This window comes from Pseudomonas sp. CFBP13508 (assembly GCF_005233515.1).
In the GTDB taxonomy this organism is placed as follows: Bacteria; Pseudomonadota; Gammaproteobacteria; order Pseudomonadales; family Pseudomonadaceae; genus Aquipseudomonas; species Aquipseudomonas mercuritolerans.
The window spans coordinates 281,498-299,460 of the sequence record NZ_QFZZ01000003.1 but is presented as its reverse complement, the minus strand read 5'-3'; the positions used below and the strand labels follow the sequence as shown (position 1 = coordinate 299,460).

The window sequence follows — 17,963 nt, the reverse complement described above, 5'->3', positions numbered from 1 at the left end:
GCAGGCTCGCTCCCACAGGGGAATGCATTGCAAATGTGGGAGCGAGCTTGCTCGCGAAGAGGGCGGTACAGGGCTGAAGAGATCAGGCCTTGCCGGTGATCTTGCGGTACTTCTCCATCAACTGTTCTTCAGTCTCCGGATGGGCTTCGTCCAGTGGAATGCAATCCACCGGGCAGACCTGCTGGCACTGCGGCTCGTCGTAGTGGCCGACGCACTGGGTGCACAGGTTCGGGTCGATCACGTAGATCTCTTCGCCTTGGGAAATGGCGGCGTTCGGGCACTCAGGTTCGCAGACGTCGCAGTTGATGCAATCGTCGGTGATGATCAGGGACATGCTAACTCCAGCCGGGGCGGCAGGCCCGGGCGCTATAAATCAATGCGCGCAATTGTGCCGCATTGGCGAGCGCAGTGCACGCGGGGGCGATCAAGGGCTCTCTTTGGCTGCGATCAAAAACGAAAGGATCGCAGCCTTCGGCAGTTCCTACTTCTTGAAGCGCAGGGTCAGCGCGTCGGCCACGGCCGGGTGGACGAACTTGCTGATATCGCCGCCCAGCGCGGCAATCTCCCGCACCAGCGTCGAGGAAATGAACGAATAACGCTCCGACGGCGTGAGAAACAGGCTCTCCACATCCGGCGCCAGTTGGCGGTTCATGTTGGCCAGCTGGAATTCGTATTCGAAGTCCGACACCGCGCGCAGACCACGCAGGAACACATTGGCGTTCTGCTCTTTGGCGAAATGCGCGAGCAGCGTCGAGAAACCGACCACTTCCACGTTAGGCAGGTGTTTGGTGACCTCGCGAGCCAGTTCGACCCGTTGTTCCAGCGGGAACAGCGGGTTCTTTTTCGGGCTGGCGGCGACCGCAATGATCACGTGATCGAACAGGCGCGAGGCGCGTTCGACCAGATCGCCATGGCCCTTGGTAATAGGGTCGAAGGTACCTGGGTACAACACTCGGTTCATCGCGTCGTCCTGGCGGGAGTCCGTTGGGGAGTCGGATGGTATCGCAGCCTTCCCGGTCGGCCAAGTCGCCTGTTGGATAAGAAAGCACTATAGACGATAGGAATATTCTGCTTTTTCATGGGTTGTTCAGCCGATCAGCCAAGGCTGTCGCCAGTTGCGCGGTGAGGCCATACACCGACAGCTGCGGGTTGGCGCCGATGCTGGTGGGGAACAGCGAGCCGTCGTGAATCGACAGATTGCGCAGTTGATGATGGCGACCGAGGCTGTCAGCGACCGCGCTTTGCGGATCTTCACCCATTGCACAACCACCCATCACGTGGGCACTGCCCAGTCGCGTGCGGTACAGCTCCAGGCTCAGTCCATCGATCATTGAGCGCGCCTCGGCCAGTGTCTTCACATAGCGGCCGTCGGCGTGCATCGGCATCACCGATTGCGCGCCGCCGGCGAACTGAATTTCGGCCATGACGTGAAAGGCCCGGCGCAAACCGTCCCATGCGTATTGCGAAACCTGATAGTCGAGCACCGGCGAGCCATCACCGCGCAGCTCCACCGAGCCACCGCTGCTGTCCGGGTGGAAGCCATCGCGCAGCAGCGCCAGCATCGCGTGGGTGTGCGGCAGGTCGGCCATATGCTGGGCGTTTTCCTTGCCGAAACCACCCAGCAGCGTGGCCGCCAGCGCCGGGTGCAGCGGCGGCACTTCGAGCTTGAACGCCATCGGCCCGGTGGTGCCGTCCTTCCATTGAAAATGGTCGGAATAGATCGACTGCGGCGCGCCGTAGAACGGATTGACCACCTCGGCGAAACGCGCGGCGGACATGTTCACCGGGTGCAGAAAGGTGCGCTTGCCCACGCGCTCATGCGGATCCGGCACGTCGGAGCGCAGCAACAGCGCCGGGCTGTTGATGCCGCCGCCGGCCAGCACGTAATGCCGCGCCTTGACGCTGATGCTGCGCCCGGTCGGCTCGACGCAGCGTTCGTCCATCGCCACGCAATGCAGCCCGGTAACCTTGTCGCCACTGATCAGCAGTTTCTCCACCCGCGCCAGATACAGCAGCTCGCCGCCCTTTTCCAGCGTCGCCGGGATGGTCGTGACCATCATCGATTGCTTGGCGTTGCTCGGGCAGCCCATGCCGCAATAGCCGAGATTCCAGCAACCGCGAACGTTGCGCGGGATCACGTGCCAGCTGTAGCCGAGTTGCTCGCAGCCTTTGCGGATCACATCGTTGTTGGCATTGGGCGGCACCATCCACGGCGCGACCCCGAGGCGCTGCTCCATTTTTTCGAACCACGGCGCCATCTCTGCTGGGCTATGGCCTTTGACGTTGTGCTCGCTGGCCCAGTGTTCGAGGGTCGGCTCGGGCGTGCGGAAGCTCGAGGTCCAGTTGATCAGCGTCGTGCCGCCGACCGCGCGGCCCTGCAGGATCGTGATCGCGCCGTCCTTGCTCATGCGCCCGATGCCTTCCTGATAGAGGCTGCTGTAGGCCTCGTCTTCGAGCAGTTTGAAATCCGAACTGGTCTTCAGCGGGCCTTCTTCGATCAGCAGGACTTTATAACCGGCTGCGCTGAGGATTTCCGCCGTGGTGCCGCCACCGGCGCCACTGCCGATGATCGCCACGTCGGCTTCAAGGGTGAGGTCGTCGCTCAGTTGCGCGCCGTTGTAGGTTTTCCAGCCTCGGGCGAGGCCTTCGCGGAAGGGATCGGGTACGGGCATCGGTCAGGTTCTCTTTATTATTCTGGATGCGGGTGTGTGTGGCGGCTGGCCCCTTCGCGAGCAGGCTCGCTCCCACATTCTGAGATGTAGTTTCCTGTGGGAGCGAGCCTGCTCGCGAAGGCCGCGCCCCGGTTTCAGACCTTCGGCGGCCCGGGATAACCGCAATGAGCCCAGGACTCGGCGCGGGTGTACCAGGCCATCATCACCATCTGCTGCAATGAGCTATGGCCCATGCGCAGCAAGCTCAGTGAACTGTTCTCCCAGCGTTCGAGGAAATGCCGCATCGCTTCAGGGCTGGCGTTTTCCCAACTGCCCCAGATGCCGGTGAGCGGGCCACGTGTCACGGCCATGCCCAGCACGTCGAACAGTTGCCGAGTGAGCTTGAGCATTTCCGGCGACAGGTGGTCGAGGCTGTAATCCAGTGACTTCAGCGTGCCGTCGACCGCTGCGGGCATTTCCCCGGCGGCAACGGCGCCGTCGAGCATCACCGGGATCAGCGCGCGCAGGAACAGCAGATCGCCGTCGCGCAAAACGACAAAGCCGTTGGCGCTGACGCCCGACGAGCAGCCAGTGAGGCTGGCGCCAAGGCCGGCGGTGGCGAGAAACGCGCTGGCGCCGAGGCTGAATTTCAGCAGGCCACGGCGCGACAGGGCAGGTGTTTCGGTCAGGCTTGGGTGCATTGTTGTTATTACCCGGCGTCGACGAACGTTTAGCGAATGAACAGCTTCTGAATCAGTTTCTGAATCGATCTGCCGTAGGGCGGGTAGATCAGCCGGGCCGCGTTGAAGCGCTGTTTGATCAGCACGCCCTTGGCCTTGCTGAACGTCAGGAAACCTTCGTGGCCGTGGTAATGGCCCATGCCCGAGGGACCGATGCCACCGAAGGGCATGTCGTCCTGAGCGACATGCAACAAAGTGTCGTTCAGGCATACGCCGCCGGAATGGGTCTCGTGCAGTACGCGATGCTGTTCGCGTTTGTCGTAGCCAAAGTAGTAAAGAGCCAGAGGACGAGGCCGCTGATTGATGTAAGCGAATGCCTGCTCCAGATCGCGGTAAGGCACGATTGGCAGCAACGGGCCGAAGATTTCGTCCTGCATCACGGTCATCTCATCGCTGACATTGAGCAGCACGCTGTGTGGCATGCGTCGGCCCTGGCCTTGCTCGAACAGCGGGATCAGCAGCGCGCCCTTGCTGGTCGCGTCGCTGACATAACTGTTGAGCCGGGCCAGTTGGCGCTCATTGATAATCGCGGTGTAGTCGGCGTTGTCGGCCAGGGTCGGGTAGAAGCCTTTCACGGCCTGGCGATACGCTTCCACGAAAGCGCCGACGCGGTCTTCCGGCACCAGCACATAGTCGGGCGCGACGCAGGTCTGCCCGGCGTTGAGGGTTTTGCCGAAGGCGATGCGTTCGGCGGCGTCCTTGAGCGGCACGTCGCTGGAGACAATGGCTGGGGACTTGCCGCCCAGCTCCAGCGTTACTGGCGTCAGGTTTTCCGCGGCAGCGCGCATGACGTGTTTGCCGACGCTGGTGGAGCCTGTGAACAGCAGGTGATCTAAAGGCAGGCGTGAGAACGCCACGCCGACATCCGCTTCGCCCAGCACCACGCAAACCAAGTCTTCGGGAAAGATCCGCGCCAGCAGTTCTTTGAGCAGCAGGCCGGTAGCCGGGGTCGATTCGCTGAGCTTGAGCATCACCCGATTGCCGGCAGCCAGGGCGCCGACCATCGGCCCCACGGCCAGATACAGCGGGTAGTTCCACGGCACGATCACGCCGACCACGCCCAGCGGCTGATAAACCACCTTCGCCGAAGCAGGCTGGAACGCCACGCCGACCTTGCGCCGCGAGGGCTTCATCCAGTTTTTCAGGTGACGACTGGCGTAGTGAATGCCGTGCAGGCTCGGCATCAGCTCGGCGAGCAGGGTTTCGTCGGCGCTGCGGTGACTGAAATCGGCGCTGATCGCGTCGATCAATGCCTGCCGCTCAGCGCTGAGCAGATCGCGCAAAGCCTTGAGCCATTGTTGCCGCTGTGCGGCCGGTGGCATCGGGTTGGCGGCGTACGCGGCCCGTTGTGCCTGGAACTGCCGATCGAGGGTTTCAAGAGGCTGTTGCAGCGTTTGCAGGTAGGCAATGTCGGCAGTCATCGCAGGCTCCGGATTTTATTGTAGTGGGCACTTTTTAGAGTCTATGCTCTAGAAAGTCAAACGACTTCCGCGCACGTCAGTGTTTTATCCACTTCCGGTTAGGTCGTAAGATGCGCCGTCAACGCACTCTGAATTAAAGCTCAAGCCATGGCCCCACGAATAAAAACCAGCGAGCGCATCGTTCAGAACAGCCTGGAGCTGTTCAATCAGCAGGGCGAGCGCAGCGTCAGCACCAATCACATCGCCGCGCACATGGAGATTTCTCCGGGCAATCTGTACTACCACTTCCCCAACAAGCAGGCGATCATCGCCGTGTTGTTCAGTGAGTACGAAGCCCTGGTGGACAGCTTTTTGCGTCCGCCCCAGGGCCGTCCGGCGACCGTCGAAGACAAGCGGTTCTATTTGAAGGAACTGCTTTCGGCCATGTGGCGCTACCGCTTTCTGCATCGCGACCTCGAGCATTTGCTCGACAGCGATGCGGAGCTGGCCGCGCGTTATCGGCGCTTTTCCCAGCGCTGCGTGATCCAGGGGGCCGCAATCTACGAAGGTTTTGTCGCCGCCGGCATTCTGAAAATGGATCGCGTGCAGATCGAATCGCTGACCCTCAACGCCTGGATCATCCTTACCTCGTGGGTGCGTTTTCTGTGCACCACGCGGGAAAACTCCAACCACCTCAGCGAACAGGCCGTTAAGCGTGGCGTGTATCAGGTGTTGGTGCTGGAAGCGGGGTTCGTCACCGATCAGGCGCGGGATGAGGTCAACGCATTGTTCGACGAGTTCTACGTGCCGCTGGCGCAGGCCCTTGAAGACGTGAAATAAACCGTTCAGCCGAATTCCACAGGAGCCCGTTATGTCGATTGCGCAGTTGATCAGCCCACAAGCTTTGGACGCTCGCAAAGAGCAGCCGGGGCTGGTGATTCTCGATTGTCGTTTTGCCCTAGAAGATCCGGATTACGGTCAGCGCAGCTACGCCGAAGGGCACATTGCCGGAGCGAGTTTCGCCGATCTGGAACGTGATCTGAGCGGTAAAGTCGAGAAGGGCGTGACCGGGCGTCATCCGTTGCCCGAGCCGGCGGCGCTGATCGAACGCCTGCAAGCCTGGGGCATCAGCAACGACAGCGATGTGGTTTTGTATGACGACGGCCCGGGTGCATATGCGGCGCGGGCTTGGTGGTTGCTGGCATGGCTGGGCAAGCGCGACGGCGTGTTCATTCTCGACGGCGGGCTCAAGGCCTGGCACGCGGCTGGCCTGCCGCTGAGTCTGGATCCGCCTAGCGTGACGCCGGGTAACTTCAGTGGTCAGCCGGACATGAGCCTGTTGCTCAGCGCCGAGCAATTGCAGCAGCGCCTCGGCCAGCCAACCCTGACCCTGCTCGACGCCCGCGCCTTGCCGCGCTTCAAGGGCGAAGTGGAACCGATCGATCCAGTGGCCGGGCATATTCCCGGCGCGCAGTGTGCGGCGTTCACCGACAACCTCGGCAGTGATGGACGGTTTTTGCCGGCAGAGCAGCTCAACCAGCGCTTTGCCGCGAAACTGGGCGATCGCTCACCGTCGGAACTGGTCGCCTACTGCGGCTCCGGAGTGACGGCGTGTCATAACCTGTTCGCACTGTGCCTGGCCGGTTATCCGCTGGGGGCGCTGTATGCCGGATCGTGGAGCGAGTGGATCAACGAACCGTCGCGCGGCATTGCCACCGGCGAATAAACACAGCGATCTCCTGTAGGAGTGAGCCTGCTCGCGATGGCGGTATGTCTGTGAGTTAAATGCCAACTGACTCACCGCTTTCGCGAGCAGGCTCGCTCCCACATTGAACCAGGTTGTGCCATGCATTTTCATGCCGACACAAATCCCTGTGGGAGCGAGCCTGCTCGCGAAGGCGTCCTGTCAGGCATTGAATCTCCAGACTGACACACCGTCATCGCGAGCAGGCTCACTCCTGCAAGGAATATGCGGTGCTCAATGACCGAGTGCGGCCAGCCATTGCGGGATACGCCGCTCCAGGTAATACCCGGGCCTGCGCACCGAGCCGTCGACGAAACCGACATGACCACCACGCGTTTGCAATTCGAATTGGGTGCAGGCTGACAACTCATCGGCCTGCGGCAAGCTGTGGGGAAATACGAAAGGATCGTCCGCCGCCTGAATGATCAGCGTCGGCGTGCGGATTTCGCCGAGGTAGTAGCGGCTCGAGGCGCGGCGGTAGTAATCCTCGGCATCATTGAAGCCATGCAGCGGCGCGGTGACCCGGCCATCGAAATCCCAGAATGTGCGCATGTTCTCCAGCGAACCCAGCGCGGCCAGTTTCGCCAGGCCGTCTTCGCGCCCGTCATGCTGGAACTGGCGCTGCTTGTTCTTGATGTAGGCAACCATCTCACGCATGAAATGCGCCTGATAAACCCGCGAAAATCCCTGGCCGATGCGATCGGCGCATTGATCGAGGCGAAACGGCACCGAGACTGCCACCGCGCCGAGCAAGCCGCTATTGCTACCAGTTTCACCCAGATGTTTAAGCAGCACGTTGCCGCCCAGTGAATAGCCGACCGCATACAAAGGTGCCAACGGGCGTTTCGCGCGCAGGTGCTGGATGGCTTCGGCAAGGTCTTCGCTGGCGCCGGAGTGGTAGCTGCGCGGCAACAGATTCGGCTCGCCGGAACAACCGCGCCAGTTCAGCGCGACGCTGGCCCAGCCCTGCTCGGCCAACGTCTTCTGAATGCCCGCCACGTAGGGCGAATTGGATGAGCCGGTCAAACCGTGCAGTACCAGCACCAACGGCGCCTCGGCACTGTGCGGGCCGTGCCAGTCGAGGTCGAGGAAGTCGCCGTCCTCGAGCCACAGGCGTTCGCGTTCGCGCTCGATGTGCACGGTCTTGCGCCACAAAGGACCCCAGAGGGTTTGCAGGTGCGGATTGCCGAGGCCGAAAGCCGGAACGAAGCGGGAGGCAGGAAGCGCGGACGGTGGTTGCACGGCAAATCTCGACAGGTCTTGCGTAAAGCGGCAGGCGCCCGGTGCGCCAGCCGCTTCTCAATGAAGCGCCTAACTTGCCACAAAGCCGGTGTCGGCGCGACACATGCTCTCATCAGCCTCGCTGACCGGTGCAGCCTCTGGCTCAGGTAATGGCTGCTGTTCGACAGTGGCACCTGCGGTGACCGACACCCAGCGATCTGCCGAAAGATGCCGGTCCATCGCGTTTTTAACATCGGCCACTGTCAGTCTGAGCACCTGCTGCACTGTGTAATCGAGATCGAGCGGCAGGTCGTAGCGGTTGATTTCCACTAGTCTGGCGAGAATCTGCCGATTACTGGCGCTGTCCAGCACGTTCCTGTTGGCCAGCCTGCGCTTGAGATGCTCCAGCTCCAGCGTGGTCGGCCCATCCCGGAGAAACTCATTGAGCATGTCGCGCACCAGCGCGGCGGTGCCAGCGCTGACTGAATTGCCGGTCTGCAAGGTGAAGGTCACTAATCCAGCGCCGCCGGCCCAATTGATGTTGGCGCCGTAGACGTCATAGACCCTACCGCGCTTGTGCCGCAATTCGTTCATCAGACGGTTGTTGCTGCCACCACCGAGAATCTGACCGGCGGCGTACAGGGCGGCATGATCGGCATGGCGACGCGGTACGCTGGTCTGGGCGAAAACGATGTGTGTCTGCTGCTGCTGCGCCAATTCGAGGTGGCCGGTCTGTAAGGCGCTCGGGCTGGCAGTCGCTGAAGCCAAAAACGCGTCGGGTGGCGTGGGCAGGGCATCGCTGATTTGCAGGCTGATCGCCTGCGCCTGCGCCACAGTGAGATCGCCGACCAGAGTGATTTGCGCATGGCGGGCAGCGTAATAGCGGCGGTGGAAATCCTCCACGTGAGCACGCGTCACGGCACTGAGCCCCGACTCGGTGCCGTAGACCGGGAGACTGTAAGGGCTGTCCGGCGCCAGCAATGTCTTGACTCGTTGCAAAGCCTGATAACCGGCTTCGGCTTGCTCCGCGGAGAGCGCGGCGCGCAGTTCGTGCTTGACCGGCGCCAGGCGCTCCTCGCTCAACAGTGGCTCGCTGAGAATTTGTGTCAGCAGGCTGATGGCCGGCAGGCGTTTTGCCGGATCACTGAGGCTGCGCAAGGAGAACATGGCGCGGTCATGATCGATTTCCATATCCCATTGCGCGCCCAGCCCGTCGAAGGTTGCCATGACGGCGGACAGGTCCTTGCCCGGTACCCCCTCGTTGAGCAGGGAAAATGTCGTGGCTGCCAGGCCCGACCGATCACCGTCCCGAGCACTGCCCGCCGCGAAGCTGACGTGAATATCGAACATCGGCAGGTCGGTCGTGCGTACGAACAGCACCTTGGTATCGTTGCGGGTTTTCCAGCCTCTGATCTTCAATGCACGCGGTTTGATTTCCAGCGCTTTGACTTCACCGAGCGATTGCAGGCGTGAGGTCCGCTTCTGCGCAGGCTGGCCATCAGCGCAAGCCGCTGCGGTCAGGCAGATCAGCACGAATCCTGTGAGCAGTGAAAGACTATTCATTGGCGGCCGCCTTGTGCACGTGGGCAACACCCAGACGCTCGCGGGTCAGCCAGAGGGCGGCCGCGTCGCGAATCTGCTCCGGCGTCACTTTCGCCAACGTTTCGGCATCATCATCCAGCAGGCGCCAGGGCAAGCCGATGGTCGGGTACGAGGCGAGCTGACGGGCCTGTTGCTGTATCGAATCGCTGGCATACACCTGCTGCGCGATCAGTTGCGTACGTGCCCGCTCCAGCTCCTCCAGCGACGGCGGCGTGGTGCGCAACGCATCGATCTGCGCCCACACCCGCGCTTGCGCACCTGCCAGATCGGTCAGCGGTGGATCGGCCAATTCGGCGGTCAACAGCAACAGGCTGTCGCCGCGCGTCATTTGGTTGTAAACGGTGTCGATGCGATTGAACACGCGATCGGTAAACATCAGCTTCTGTTGCAGCCGCGCGCCGTTGGCGCCGCCCAGTATCGCGTTGATCAGACGCAAGGCGTGCACGGTGCGCGGATCTTTCGCAGTGGCCAGTCCGGGAACATTGAACGCCATCAGCAACTGCGCGGCGGGGACTTCGCGGTGCAAGGTCAATTGGCGCTCGCCCGGCACTTTCAGTTCCACGGGACTTGGCAGGCGCGGCACGGAGCGTTTTGCAAGGACGCCAAAATAGCGCTCGGCCAGCGGCTGCACCTGTGCGAGGGTGACGTCGCCGACGATCACCAGTACGGCATTGCCTGGTGCATAACGGCTTTCATACCAGTGACGAAGTTCGCCGGCGTCTACCTGCTGCAAGTCATGCATCCAGCCAATAACTGGAGTGCGGTAGCTGTTGGCGAAGTGGGCCAGGGCAGAGAAGTGCTCAAGAACGGCAGCATTGACATTGTCGTCAGTACGCAAATGGCGCTCTTCGCGGATCACCGCCATTTCGGTGCTCAGGTCATCGGCATGCAGATGAGCGGTCGACATCAGGTCGGCCATCAGTTCGAAGACGACGCCCAGATAGCGCGGCGCCAGGGTCTGTTGGTAGCTCGTGGCATCCGCGTAGGTAAAAGCACTTTCTTCGGCACCAATGGATTCCAGAATCCGCGATGCTTCATCGGCGCAGGTCTTGCTGCTGCCTTTGAACAGCATATGTTCCAGAACGTGGGAGAGCCCGGTCTGCCCTGGCGCTTCGTCAGCCGGGCCAACCTTGAACCACAGCTGCGAAGTAACCAGCGGCGCGCGGTGGTCCTCACGGACCAACACCTGCAAACCGTTTTCCAGGGTGAATTGATGAGTCGGCGGGGGCGTGGCGGCCAGCGTCATGAACGGCGCCAGGCCAAGAAAAAGCAGCATCCGGCTGCAGAGCGTATCCATACGCGAAATGTCCTCAGTGGTTAACGCAGATTGCGGCAACCACTGTGGCGATTTGCGAGGGGCAGGGTGCGGTAACTATTTACCGCACTCTCAACCCAGTGCAGGCAGGGTCAGGCGCTGCGTTGCCACAACGCGTAATACACGCGACCGGATTTCTGTTCGCGGTGCAGGCGCCAGTTGCCCGGCAGGCCCAGCGTCGATGGCGCTGTTTCGCTTTCCGTGTAGATCCACGAATCGGCCGCCAGCCATTGGCGCTCTTCCAGCAACGTACATACCGCAGGCAGCAGATTCTGATTGAACGGTGGGTCGAGGAACACCAGATCGAACGGCGTCGCGGTCTGCGTTTCCAGATAGCGCAGCGCGTCGGCGGTCTGTACCTGACCATTGGCGCAGCGCAGAGTGCCGAGGTGTTCTTTCAGGCTGGAAACCGCAACGTTGCTGGCGTCCAGCGCCTGGGCCGTGGCCGCGCCACGGGACAGGGCTTCGAGAAACAGCGCACCGCTGCCGGCGAACGGGTCGAGCACTTTCGCCCCTTCGACATACGGCGCCAGCCAGTTGAACAGGGTTTCACGCACGCGATCCGGGGTCGGGCGCAGGCCCGGTGCGTCGGGAAAGCTCAGCTTGCGGCTGCGCCACTGGCCGCCAATGATGCGCAGCTGATTGACGCCGTTGTGCACGTTTTGCACAGGTTTTTTCGGTGCTCGAGTCGCCATTAATGCTCCGGAACCCCGAGCGGTTGCTCGGCAGGTTTATCAGATGGGGCCGGTAACGGCTTTTGCGGCACGGTCGGGCCAGCGGTGACGATGACCATTTTCTCCGTGCTCAGGTGTTTGTTAAGCGCAGCGCGGACTTGCTCTACGGTCAGGCTCTGTGACTGACGCATGAAATCGTCGAGATAGCTCAGCGGCAGATTATAGAAGCCCATCGCGCCGAGCTGGCCAACGATGTCGGCGTTGCTCGCGGTGGACAGCGGGAAGCTGCCGGCCAGTTCGCGCTTGGCATCGTCGAGTTCTTTCTGTGTCGGCCCGGTTTTCAAGAAGTCGGCGAGCACGTCCTGCACCAGTTTCAGCGTGCCTTCGCTCATCTCGGCGCGGGTCTGCAGATTGATCATGAACGGCCCACGGGCCTGCATCGGGCTGAACGCCGAATACACGCCGTATGTCAGGCCGCGCTTCTCGCGCACTTCGCTCATCAGGCGCGTACCGAAACCACCGCCGCCGAGGATCTGGTTGCCCAGCGACAGCGCGGCGTAATCCGGATCGTCGCGATCAATGCCCAGTTGCGCGAGCATCAGGTTGGTCTGTTTCGACGGAAACTCGATGTGGTTGACGCTGGCCTTCGGTTCCTGAGGTGCGGCGATTTTCGCCAGTGCCGGACCTTTCGGCAGGGCAGAGGAAACCTGATTGGCGATCGCCTCGGCTTCGGCTCGCGACAGATCACCGACCAGTGCAATCACCGCATTGCCGGCGGCGTAGGCCTTAGCGTGGAACTCGCGCAATTGCGCGACGGTAATCTTCGGCACGCTTTGCGGATTGCCGTCGCTGGAATGCGCGTACGGATGATCACCATACAGGCGCTTCATCAGCTCCAGACTGGCGAGTTTGCCGGGGTTCTGTTTCTGGTATTCGAAACCGGCGAGCAGTTGGTTCTTGATGCGCGCGAAGGAATCGGCGGGGAAGGTCGGTTTGCCGACCACATCGGCGAACAGCTTCAACGCCGGTTCACGCTGCTCAGGTGCGCTGAGGCTGCGCAGCGAAGCCAGCGCCATGTCCTTGAACGCACCGTTGCCGAAGTCGGCGCCGAGGCCTTCAAACCCCTGCGCGATCGCACCGACGTCTTTACCGGCGATGCCTTCGTTGAGCATGGCGTTGGTCAGCACCGCGAGGCCGGGCGCGTTGCCGTCCTGGCTGCTGCCAGCGGCGAAGATCAGGCGCATGTCGAACATCGGCAGTTCATGGGCTTCGACGAACAGCACTTTCGCGCCTTCAGCGGTGTTCCAGGTCTGCACATCGAGCTTGCGGCTGGCCGGGGCTTTGCCGTCGAGTTCTGCCAGCGATTGCAACTTTTGGCTGGTTTTTGCGTTATCCAGGGCTTCGCTGGCATGGCTGTCAGCGCTTGGAGACAGATAAACCGCTGCCGAGCCGATCACCGCGACAGCAATCAGGCCAAGCAGCATCAGGCGTGGGGTTTTGCGCTCACTCATGAGTCGTCTCCATTGGCAGGACGTGGGCGACGCTGAGACGTTCGCGGGTGAAATACTTTTTCGCGGCGTTCTGGATGTCTTGCGGAGTCACGCTTTCCAGATCGGCCAGTTCGGTGTCCATCAGCTTCCACGACAGACCGACCGTTTCCAGTTGACCGATCGCGGTGGCCTGGCTGGTGATCGAGTCGCGCTCGTAGACCAGGCCGGCGATGACTTGAGCGCGGACGCGTTCCAGCTCTTCGGCAGACGGCGCGGTGGTTTTCAGCTGCTCGAGCAGTTTCCACAAACCGGCTTCGGCCTGGGCGATGGTCTTTTTCTTCTGTGTGTTCGGCGTCGCCGACAGGGTGAACAGGCTGTCGCCACGGGTGTAGGCGTCATAGTCCGACGAGCCGCCGGAGACCAGCTCTTCGCCGCGTTCCAGCTGCGTCGGGATGCGTCCGCTGTAGCCGCCGTCGAGCAGCGCCGAGATCAAGCGCAAGGCGTTGACCGAGCGTTTGTCTTCAGCGGTAGCAATGCTCGGCACGTTGAAGCCAAGCATCAGGCTCGGCAGTTGGGTCTGCACGCGCAGGGTGATCTGGCGTTCGCCGGGCTCGGCCAGTTCCAGCGGTTTTTTCGCCGGTGGCACGTCGCGTTTGGCGACCGGGCCGAAATAGCGCTGGGCGAGGGTTTTCACTTCGTCTGGAGTGACGTCACCGACCACCACCAGCGTGGCGTTGTTCGGCGCGTACCAGGATTGGTACCAGTGGCGCAGTTCCTCGACTTTCATGCGGTCGAGGTCAGCCATCCAGCCGATGGTCGGCGTGTGATAACCGCTGGCCGGGTAGGCCATGGCCTTGTAGCGCTCATAGGCCTTGGACATCGGCTTGTCATCGGTGCGCAGGCGGCGCTCTTCCTTGATGACTTCGATTTCCTTGGCGAACTCGTCGGCCGGCAGGCGCAGGTTGGCCATGCGGTCGGCTTCCAGCTCGAAGGCCACGCCGAGACGATCACGGGCCAGCACCTGGTAATAAGCCGTGAAGTCGTCGCTGGTAAAGGCGTTTTCTTCGGCGCCGAGGTCGCGCAGGATCAGCGAAGCTTCGCCGGGGCCGACCTTTTCGCTGCCCTTGAACATCATGTGCTCGAGCGCGTGGGACAGACCGGTCTGGCCCGGAGTCTCGTAGCTGGAGCCGACCTTGTACCAGATCTGCGAAACGACCACCGGCGCACGATGGTCTTCGCGCACGACGACCTTGAGGCCGTTGTCGAGGGTGAATTCATGGGTCGGTTGCGGGTCGGCCGCCAGGGCCGAAAGGGGCAGGCAGACTGCGCTGAGCAGCAGGCCAGCAGCGCGGCGGGCTAGAGCATTCATTCGTTTTTCAACCTGTTGGGCTGCCCGCTTGGTCTTAGCGTCGGCGGGCGAGAGGTAGGGCGTGTCATTGATCATTACCAGTACCGCGCCGGCGCCTGATAGTGTGCAGGGCAAGGCGCGAGGAGTGTGGTTTGGTTGTTCCAAATAAACTCCGAGCAACGCAGCCCTGCACACTATCAGGCCCGGCCCTCCGGGTGGCGCCTGAAAACGGGCCATACTGCGTTGCAGTCCTTGGCAAGGAAAGCACATTCCCTGCGGCCTGCGCCTTGTCTGGCCCGTTTTCAGGCGGCCACGCGGTACTGGTAATGATCAATGACACGCCCTAGGATACTGATCCGTTTTACTGGCGGCCACGCCTATCAGGCTTCAGGGTTTGATAAGGCTGTATAGGTTTGCGGCGAAAAGCTGTGTTTTTCCCACTAAACTCCGCGTTTTCGCCGATCTTTGCCGGTTTAGATCAACGTTAATACGATCCTTGAGGTGCCTTCGGTGCCTCGACAAAATGTTGCGCGTGAACAAGCTGGATGAAACACAGTCTGTTCTGCATCGAATATTTATTTGCCGGGGCGCCCTGTTGGCGCGTCGCTACCGTGAGATAGCCGTCCTCCATGTTTGGTTCCAACGACGACAAGAAGAGCCCAGCTGCGGCTGGCGAGAAGAAAAGCCTGTTCGGATGGCTGCGGAAGAAACCGCAGGAACCCGTCGTCGAACAGCCGCCCGCGATTCCTGAGCCGGCCCCCGCGCCAGCACCTGTAATAGAAGAAGAGCCGGCGCCGATTGTGCTGCCGATCGCCGAGCCGGTGCTGCAACCGGAGGCTGAGGCCGAGCCGGAAGCGCCCGCCGCTCCCGAGTTGCCGCTGACGCCCGCCGCCGAGCCGTGGCTGACCTTGCCGGTGGCAGAAGAGCCGGTCGCGCTGGTTGAAGAAGCGGCGCCGCATGTGACGCCAGTGATTCCTGCGCCGGTTGCCGAAGTTGCGGCGCAGCCTGTGCCTGAGCCGGTTGTCCCACCGTCCGAGCCTGAGCCTGCACCGCTTGCCGCTGCGCCAGTTGTCGCTCCTATCGTGCCGGTCGAAGCGCCTGTAGAAACGCCCGTCGAAACCCCGCGCGCCGAGGAAACCAAAGCCGGTTTCTTCGCCCGTCTCAAGCAAGGCCTGTCGAAGACCAGCGCCAGCATCGGCGAGGGCATGGCCAGCCTGTTCCTCGGGCGCAAGACCATCGACGATGAGTTGCTCGACGACCTCGAAACCCGTCTGCTCACCGCCGACGTCGGCGTTGAAGCCACCACGCAGATCATCCAGCGCCTGACCCAGAAGGTCGCACGCAAGGAACTGGCAGACGCCGACGCCCTGTACAAATCTCTGCAGGCCGAATTGGCAGCGATGCTCAAACCGGTTGAACAGCCACTGAAAATCGCCTCGCAGAACAAGCCTTTCGTGATCCTGGTGGTCGGCGTCAACGGCGCCGGCAAAACCACCACCATCGGCAAACTGGCGAAGAAGCTGCAACTGGAAGGCAAGAAAGTCATGCTGGCGGCCGGTGACACCTTCCGTGCAGCGGCCGTGGAGCAATTGCAGGTCTGGGGCGAGCGCAACAAGATACCGGTGATCGCCCAGCACACCGGCGCTGATTCGGCTTCGGTGATCTTCGACGCGGTGCAAGCAGCCAAGGCCCGTGGCATCGATGTGCTGATCGCCGACACCGCCGGTCGCCTGCACACCAAAGACAACCTGATGGAAGAGCTGAAAAAGGTTCGCCGGGTGATCGGCAAGCTCGACGCTGACGCGCCGCACGAAGTGCTGCTGGTGCTCGACGCCGGTACTGGCCAGAACGCCATCAACCAGGCCAAACAGTTCAACCAGACCGTCGAACTGACCGGCCTGGCCCTGACCAAGCTCGACGGCACCGCCAAGGGCGGGGTGATTTTCGCCCTGGCCAAGCAGTTCGGCTTGCCGATCCGCTACATCGGCGTCGGTGAAGGCATCGACGATTTGCGTACCTTTGAAGCCGAACCCTTTGTCCAGGCACTGTTTGCCGAGCGGGAGCGTTCATGATTCGTTTCGAACAGGTCGGTAAACGCTACCCGAACGGTCACGTCGGCTTGCATGAGCTGAGCTTTCGAGTCCGTCGTGGCGAGTTCTTGTTTGTCACCGGTCACTCCGGTGCCGGTAAATCCACGCTGTTGCGCCTGTTGCTGGCAATGGAACGGCCGACCAGCGGCAAACTGCTGCTCGCCGGGCAAGACCTGAGCACCATCAGCAATGCGCAGATTCCGTTCCTGCGCCGACAGATCGGCGTGGTGTTCCAGAATCACCAGTTGCTGTTCGATCGTACGGTGTTCAACAACGTCGCCTTGCCGCTGCAGATCCTCGGCCTGTCCAAGGTCGAGATCGCCAAGCGCGTCGATTCGGCGCTGGAACGCGTGGCACTGTCGGACAAATCCGATCTGTACCCGGGCGACCTGTCCACCGGTCAGCAACAGCGCGTCGGCATTGCCCGCGCCATCGTCCATCGCCCGGCCTTGCTGCTGGCGGACGAGCCGACCGGTAACCTCGACCCGCGTCTGGCCGCTGAAATCATGGGTGTGTTTGAAGACATCAACCGTTTGGGCACCAGTGTGCTGATTGCCAGTCACGACCTGGCGCTGATCGCGCGCATGCGTCACCGCATGCTGACCCTGCAACGCGGCCGCTTGATCGGCGACGGGGAGGCCGGGGTATGAGTGCGACACGCAGTCCGAAGGTATCCGAGCGCGTGGCCCCGAAGGCCGCCGATCCGCAACCGCAGAAAAAGAAAAAGCACGACGATGACGACGGCCCGGACTTCGCCACGCTGTTCCGCGCCTGGATCGAAAGCCATCGCGCCAGTCTGCTCGACAGCCTGCGCCGCCTCGGCAAACAGCCGATCGGCAGCTTCTTCACCTGCATGGTCATGGCCGTTGCGCTGAGTCTGCCGATGGGGCTGTCGCTGTTGCTCAACAACGTTGAGCGTCTTGGCGGTTCCTGGCAGCGCGCGGCGCAGATTTCCCTGTACCTGCAACTCGATGCCAGCCCGGAACAGGGCGAATCGTTGCGTGAACAGATCAAAGGCATGCCCGGCGTCGCTGATGCCGAATATGTCGGCCGCGATCAGGCGCTGGAAGAGTTCCAGCAGCAGTCCGGTCTGGGCGAAGCCCTGCGTGAACTGCCCGAGAACCCGTTGCCGGGTGTGGTGCTGGTCACACCGAACGAAGTCGACAAGCCGACACTCGAAGCATTAAGACAAAAACTTTCCGAGCTGCCCAAGGTACAACAGGCGCAACTTGATCTAGTCTGGGTCGAGCGTCTGGCCGCCATCCTCAAGCTTGGCGACCGCTTTGTCTTCGGTCTGACGGTGTTGTTGGTGTCTGCATTACTTTTGGTGATAGGCAATACCATTCGTCTTCATATTGAAAACCGCCGCACCGAGATAGAAGTGATTAAACTCGTCGGCGGCACTGACAGTTATGTGCGTCGTCCTTTCCTTTATATGGGCGCGTTGTATGGCTTCGGTGCAGGGCTGTTGTCGTGGGGTGTATTGGCGTTCGGCCTGAACTGGCTGAACGATGCGGTGGTCGGACTGGCCGGCTTGTACGGCAGTGATTTCGCCCTGGCCGGTGTGCCAGTGGCCGACGGTCTGTCGCTCTTGCTTGGCGCGGTGCTGTTGGGTTATATCGGTGCATGGATTGCAGTCGCACGTCATCTCAGGGAGCTGGCGCCGAAGTAGAATCTTTTTTGCGCGT

The 17,963-nt window shown here is 61.7% G+C and carries 16 protein-coding genes; 5 read left to right on the top strand and 11 right to left on the bottom strand.

Features of this window, described 5'->3' with window-relative positions:
• Positions 1 to 82: 82 nt before the first annotated feature.
• The 5 genes from PspCFBP13508_RS09750 to PspCFBP13508_RS09730 form a co-directional block, all read right to left on the bottom strand.
• Positions 83 to 334 carry a YfhL family 4Fe-4S dicluster ferredoxin gene (locus tag PspCFBP13508_RS09750; protein WP_003195146.1) on the bottom strand — a complete coding sequence of 84 codons (252 nt, stop codon included), beginning with the start codon at positions 332 to 334 and terminating at the stop codon, positions 83 to 85.
• 147 nt (positions 335 to 481) lie between these two features.
• A complete protein-coding gene (gene coaD, locus PspCFBP13508_RS09745; RefSeq protein ID WP_003229157.1) occupies positions 482 to 961 on the bottom strand; it encodes a pantetheine-phosphate adenylyltransferase in 480 nt (159 codons plus the stop codon).
• A 115-nt stretch (positions 962 to 1,076) separates the two neighbouring features.
• Positions 1,077 to 2,672 (bottom strand): GMC family oxidoreductase, encoded by a 1,596-nt coding sequence (locus tag PspCFBP13508_RS09740; protein WP_137214321.1) that lies wholly within the window; start codon positions 2,670 to 2,672, stop codon positions 1,077 to 1,079.
• A gap of 134 nt (positions 2,673 to 2,806) precedes the next feature.
• Positions 2,807 to 3,352: a twin-arginine translocation pathway signal protein gene (locus PspCFBP13508_RS09735; protein WP_137214320.1), complete on the bottom strand. Its 546-nt coding sequence runs from the start codon at positions 3,350 to 3,352 to the stop codon at positions 2,807 to 2,809.
• Positions 3,353 to 3,381: 29 nt separating this feature from the next.
• Complete coding sequence (locus PspCFBP13508_RS09730) at positions 3,382 to 4,812, bottom strand: coniferyl aldehyde dehydrogenase (RefSeq protein WP_137214319.1); 1,431 nt, start codon at positions 4,810 to 4,812, stop codon at positions 3,382 to 3,384.
• A 147-nt stretch (positions 4,813 to 4,959) separates the two neighbouring features.
• Between PspCFBP13508_RS09730 and PspCFBP13508_RS09725 the strand changes: the two genes are divergently transcribed.
• Both PspCFBP13508_RS09725 and PspCFBP13508_RS09720 read left to right on the top strand, forming a co-directional pair.
• The gene (locus tag PspCFBP13508_RS09725; RefSeq protein ID WP_016772708.1) at positions 4,960 to 5,631 is read left to right on the top strand and encodes a TetR/AcrR family transcriptional regulator; all 672 of its coding nucleotides are present in this window, start codon (positions 4,960 to 4,962) and stop codon (positions 5,629 to 5,631) included.
• A gap of 31 nt (positions 5,632 to 5,662) precedes the next feature.
• Positions 5,663 to 6,517: a sulfurtransferase gene (locus PspCFBP13508_RS09720; RefSeq protein ID WP_137214318.1), complete on the top strand. Its 855-nt coding sequence runs from the start codon at positions 5,663 to 5,665 to the stop codon at positions 6,515 to 6,517.
• Between the two features lie 252 nt (positions 6,518 to 6,769).
• Here the strand turns inward: PspCFBP13508_RS09720 and PspCFBP13508_RS09710 are convergent, their stop codons facing one another.
• The 6 genes from PspCFBP13508_RS09710 to PspCFBP13508_RS09685 form a co-directional block, all read right to left on the bottom strand.
• Positions 6,770 to 7,777, bottom strand: coding sequence for a hydrolase (locus PspCFBP13508_RS09710; RefSeq protein WP_137214317.1), 1,008 nt, complete (start codon positions 7,775 to 7,777; stop codon positions 6,770 to 6,772).
• Between the two features lie 69 nt (positions 7,778 to 7,846).
• Positions 7,847 to 9,319, bottom strand: a complete 1,473-nt coding sequence (locus PspCFBP13508_RS09705) for a pitrilysin family protein (protein WP_130911988.1) — start codon at positions 9,317 to 9,319, stop codon at positions 7,847 to 7,849.
• Positions 9,312 to 10,655 (bottom strand): pitrilysin family protein, encoded by a 1,344-nt coding sequence (locus PspCFBP13508_RS09700; protein ID WP_137214316.1) that lies wholly within the window; start codon positions 10,653 to 10,655, stop codon positions 9,312 to 9,314. Before PspCFBP13508_RS09700 ends, PspCFBP13508_RS09705 begins: the two co-directional genes overlap by 8 nt.
• 110 nt (positions 10,656 to 10,765) lie before the next feature.
• Positions 10,766 to 11,368, bottom strand: coding sequence for a 16S rRNA (guanine(966)-N(2))-methyltransferase RsmD (gene rsmD, locus PspCFBP13508_RS09695; RefSeq protein WP_137214315.1), 603 nt, complete (start codon positions 11,366 to 11,368; stop codon positions 10,766 to 10,768).
• Complete coding sequence (locus PspCFBP13508_RS09690) at positions 11,368 to 12,858, bottom strand: pitrilysin family protein (RefSeq protein ID WP_137214314.1); 1,491 nt, start codon at positions 12,856 to 12,858, stop codon at positions 11,368 to 11,370. Before PspCFBP13508_RS09690 ends, rsmD begins: the two co-directional genes overlap by 1 nt.
• Positions 12,851 to 14,206: a pitrilysin family protein gene (locus PspCFBP13508_RS09685; protein ID WP_125916683.1), complete on the bottom strand. Its 1,356-nt coding sequence runs from the start codon at positions 14,204 to 14,206 to the stop codon at positions 12,851 to 12,853. Before PspCFBP13508_RS09685 ends, PspCFBP13508_RS09690 begins: the two co-directional genes overlap by 8 nt.
• A gap of 608 nt (positions 14,207 to 14,814) precedes the next feature.
• Between PspCFBP13508_RS09685 and ftsY the strand changes: the two genes are divergently transcribed.
• From ftsY to ftsX, 3 genes are read left to right on the top strand one after another with little or no spacing between them, the layout of a single operon-like run.
• Positions 14,815 to 16,257, top strand: a complete 1,443-nt coding sequence (gene ftsY / locus PspCFBP13508_RS09680; protein ID WP_137214313.1) for a signal recognition particle-docking protein FtsY — start codon at positions 14,815 to 14,817, stop codon at positions 16,255 to 16,257.
• The gene (ftsE, locus tag PspCFBP13508_RS09675) at positions 16,254 to 16,925 is read left to right on the top strand and encodes a cell division ATP-binding protein FtsE (RefSeq protein ID WP_016772715.1); all 672 of its coding nucleotides are present in this window, start codon (positions 16,254 to 16,256) and stop codon (positions 16,923 to 16,925) included. The genes ftsY and ftsE overlap by 4 nt, the downstream gene beginning before the upstream one ends.
• Positions 16,922 to 17,947, top strand: a complete 1,026-nt coding sequence (gene ftsX, locus PspCFBP13508_RS09670; protein WP_053124717.1) for a permease-like cell division protein FtsX — start codon at positions 16,922 to 16,924, stop codon at positions 17,945 to 17,947. Before ftsE ends, ftsX begins: the two co-directional genes overlap by 4 nt.
• The last annotated feature ends 16 nt before the right edge of the window (positions 17,948 to 17,963 follow it).

What these genes read in the sequence shown, in the direction of transcription:
- coaD (WP_003229157.1), bottom strand. Translation starts at nt 961, where the DNA reads ATGAACCGAGTGTTGTACCCAGGTACCTTCGACCCTATTACCAAGGGC.
- PspCFBP13508_RS09740 (WP_137214321.1), bottom strand. Translation starts at nt 2,672, where the DNA reads ATGCCCGTACCCGATCCCTTCCGCGAAGGCCTCGCCCGAGGCTGGAAA.
- PspCFBP13508_RS09685 (WP_125916683.1), bottom strand. Translation starts at nt 14,206, where the DNA reads ATGAATGCTCTAGCCCGCCGCGCTGCTGGCCTGCTGCTCAGCGCAGTC.
- PspCFBP13508_RS09750 (WP_003195146.1), bottom strand. Translation starts at nt 334, where the DNA reads ATGTCCCTGATCATCACCGACGATTGCATCAACTGCGACGTCTGCGAA.
- PspCFBP13508_RS09700 (WP_137214316.1), bottom strand. Translation starts at nt 10,655, where the DNA reads ATGGATACGCTCTGCAGCCGGATGCTGCTTTTTCTTGGCCTGGCGCCG.
- PspCFBP13508_RS09735 (WP_137214320.1), bottom strand. Translation starts at nt 3,352, where the DNA reads ATGCACCCAAGCCTGACCGAAACACCTGCCCTGTCGCGCCGTGGCCTG.
- ftsX (WP_053124717.1), top strand. Translation starts at nt 16,922, where the DNA reads ATGAGTGCGACACGCAGTCCGAAGGTATCCGAGCGCGTGGCCCCGAAG.
- ftsY (WP_137214313.1), top strand. Translation starts at nt 14,815, where the DNA reads ATGTTTGGTTCCAACGACGACAAGAAGAGCCCAGCTGCGGCTGGCGAG.
- rsmD (WP_137214315.1), bottom strand. Translation starts at nt 11,368, where the DNA reads ATGGCGACTCGAGCACCGAAAAAACCTGTGCAAAACGTGCACAACGGC.
- PspCFBP13508_RS09720 (WP_137214318.1), top strand. Translation starts at nt 5,663, where the DNA reads ATGTCGATTGCGCAGTTGATCAGCCCACAAGCTTTGGACGCTCGCAAA.
- PspCFBP13508_RS09705 (WP_130911988.1), bottom strand. Translation starts at nt 9,319, where the DNA reads ATGAATAGTCTTTCACTGCTCACAGGATTCGTGCTGATCTGCCTGACC.
- ftsE (WP_016772715.1), top strand. Translation starts at nt 16,254, where the DNA reads ATGATTCGTTTCGAACAGGTCGGTAAACGCTACCCGAACGGTCACGTC.
- PspCFBP13508_RS09725 (WP_016772708.1), top strand. Translation starts at nt 4,960, where the DNA reads ATGGCCCCACGAATAAAAACCAGCGAGCGCATCGTTCAGAACAGCCTG.
- PspCFBP13508_RS09690 (WP_137214314.1), bottom strand. Translation starts at nt 12,858, where the DNA reads ATGAGTGAGCGCAAAACCCCACGCCTGATGCTGCTTGGCCTGATTGCT.
- PspCFBP13508_RS09730 (WP_137214319.1), bottom strand. Translation starts at nt 4,812, where the DNA reads ATGACTGCCGACATTGCCTACCTGCAAACGCTGCAACAGCCTCTTGAA.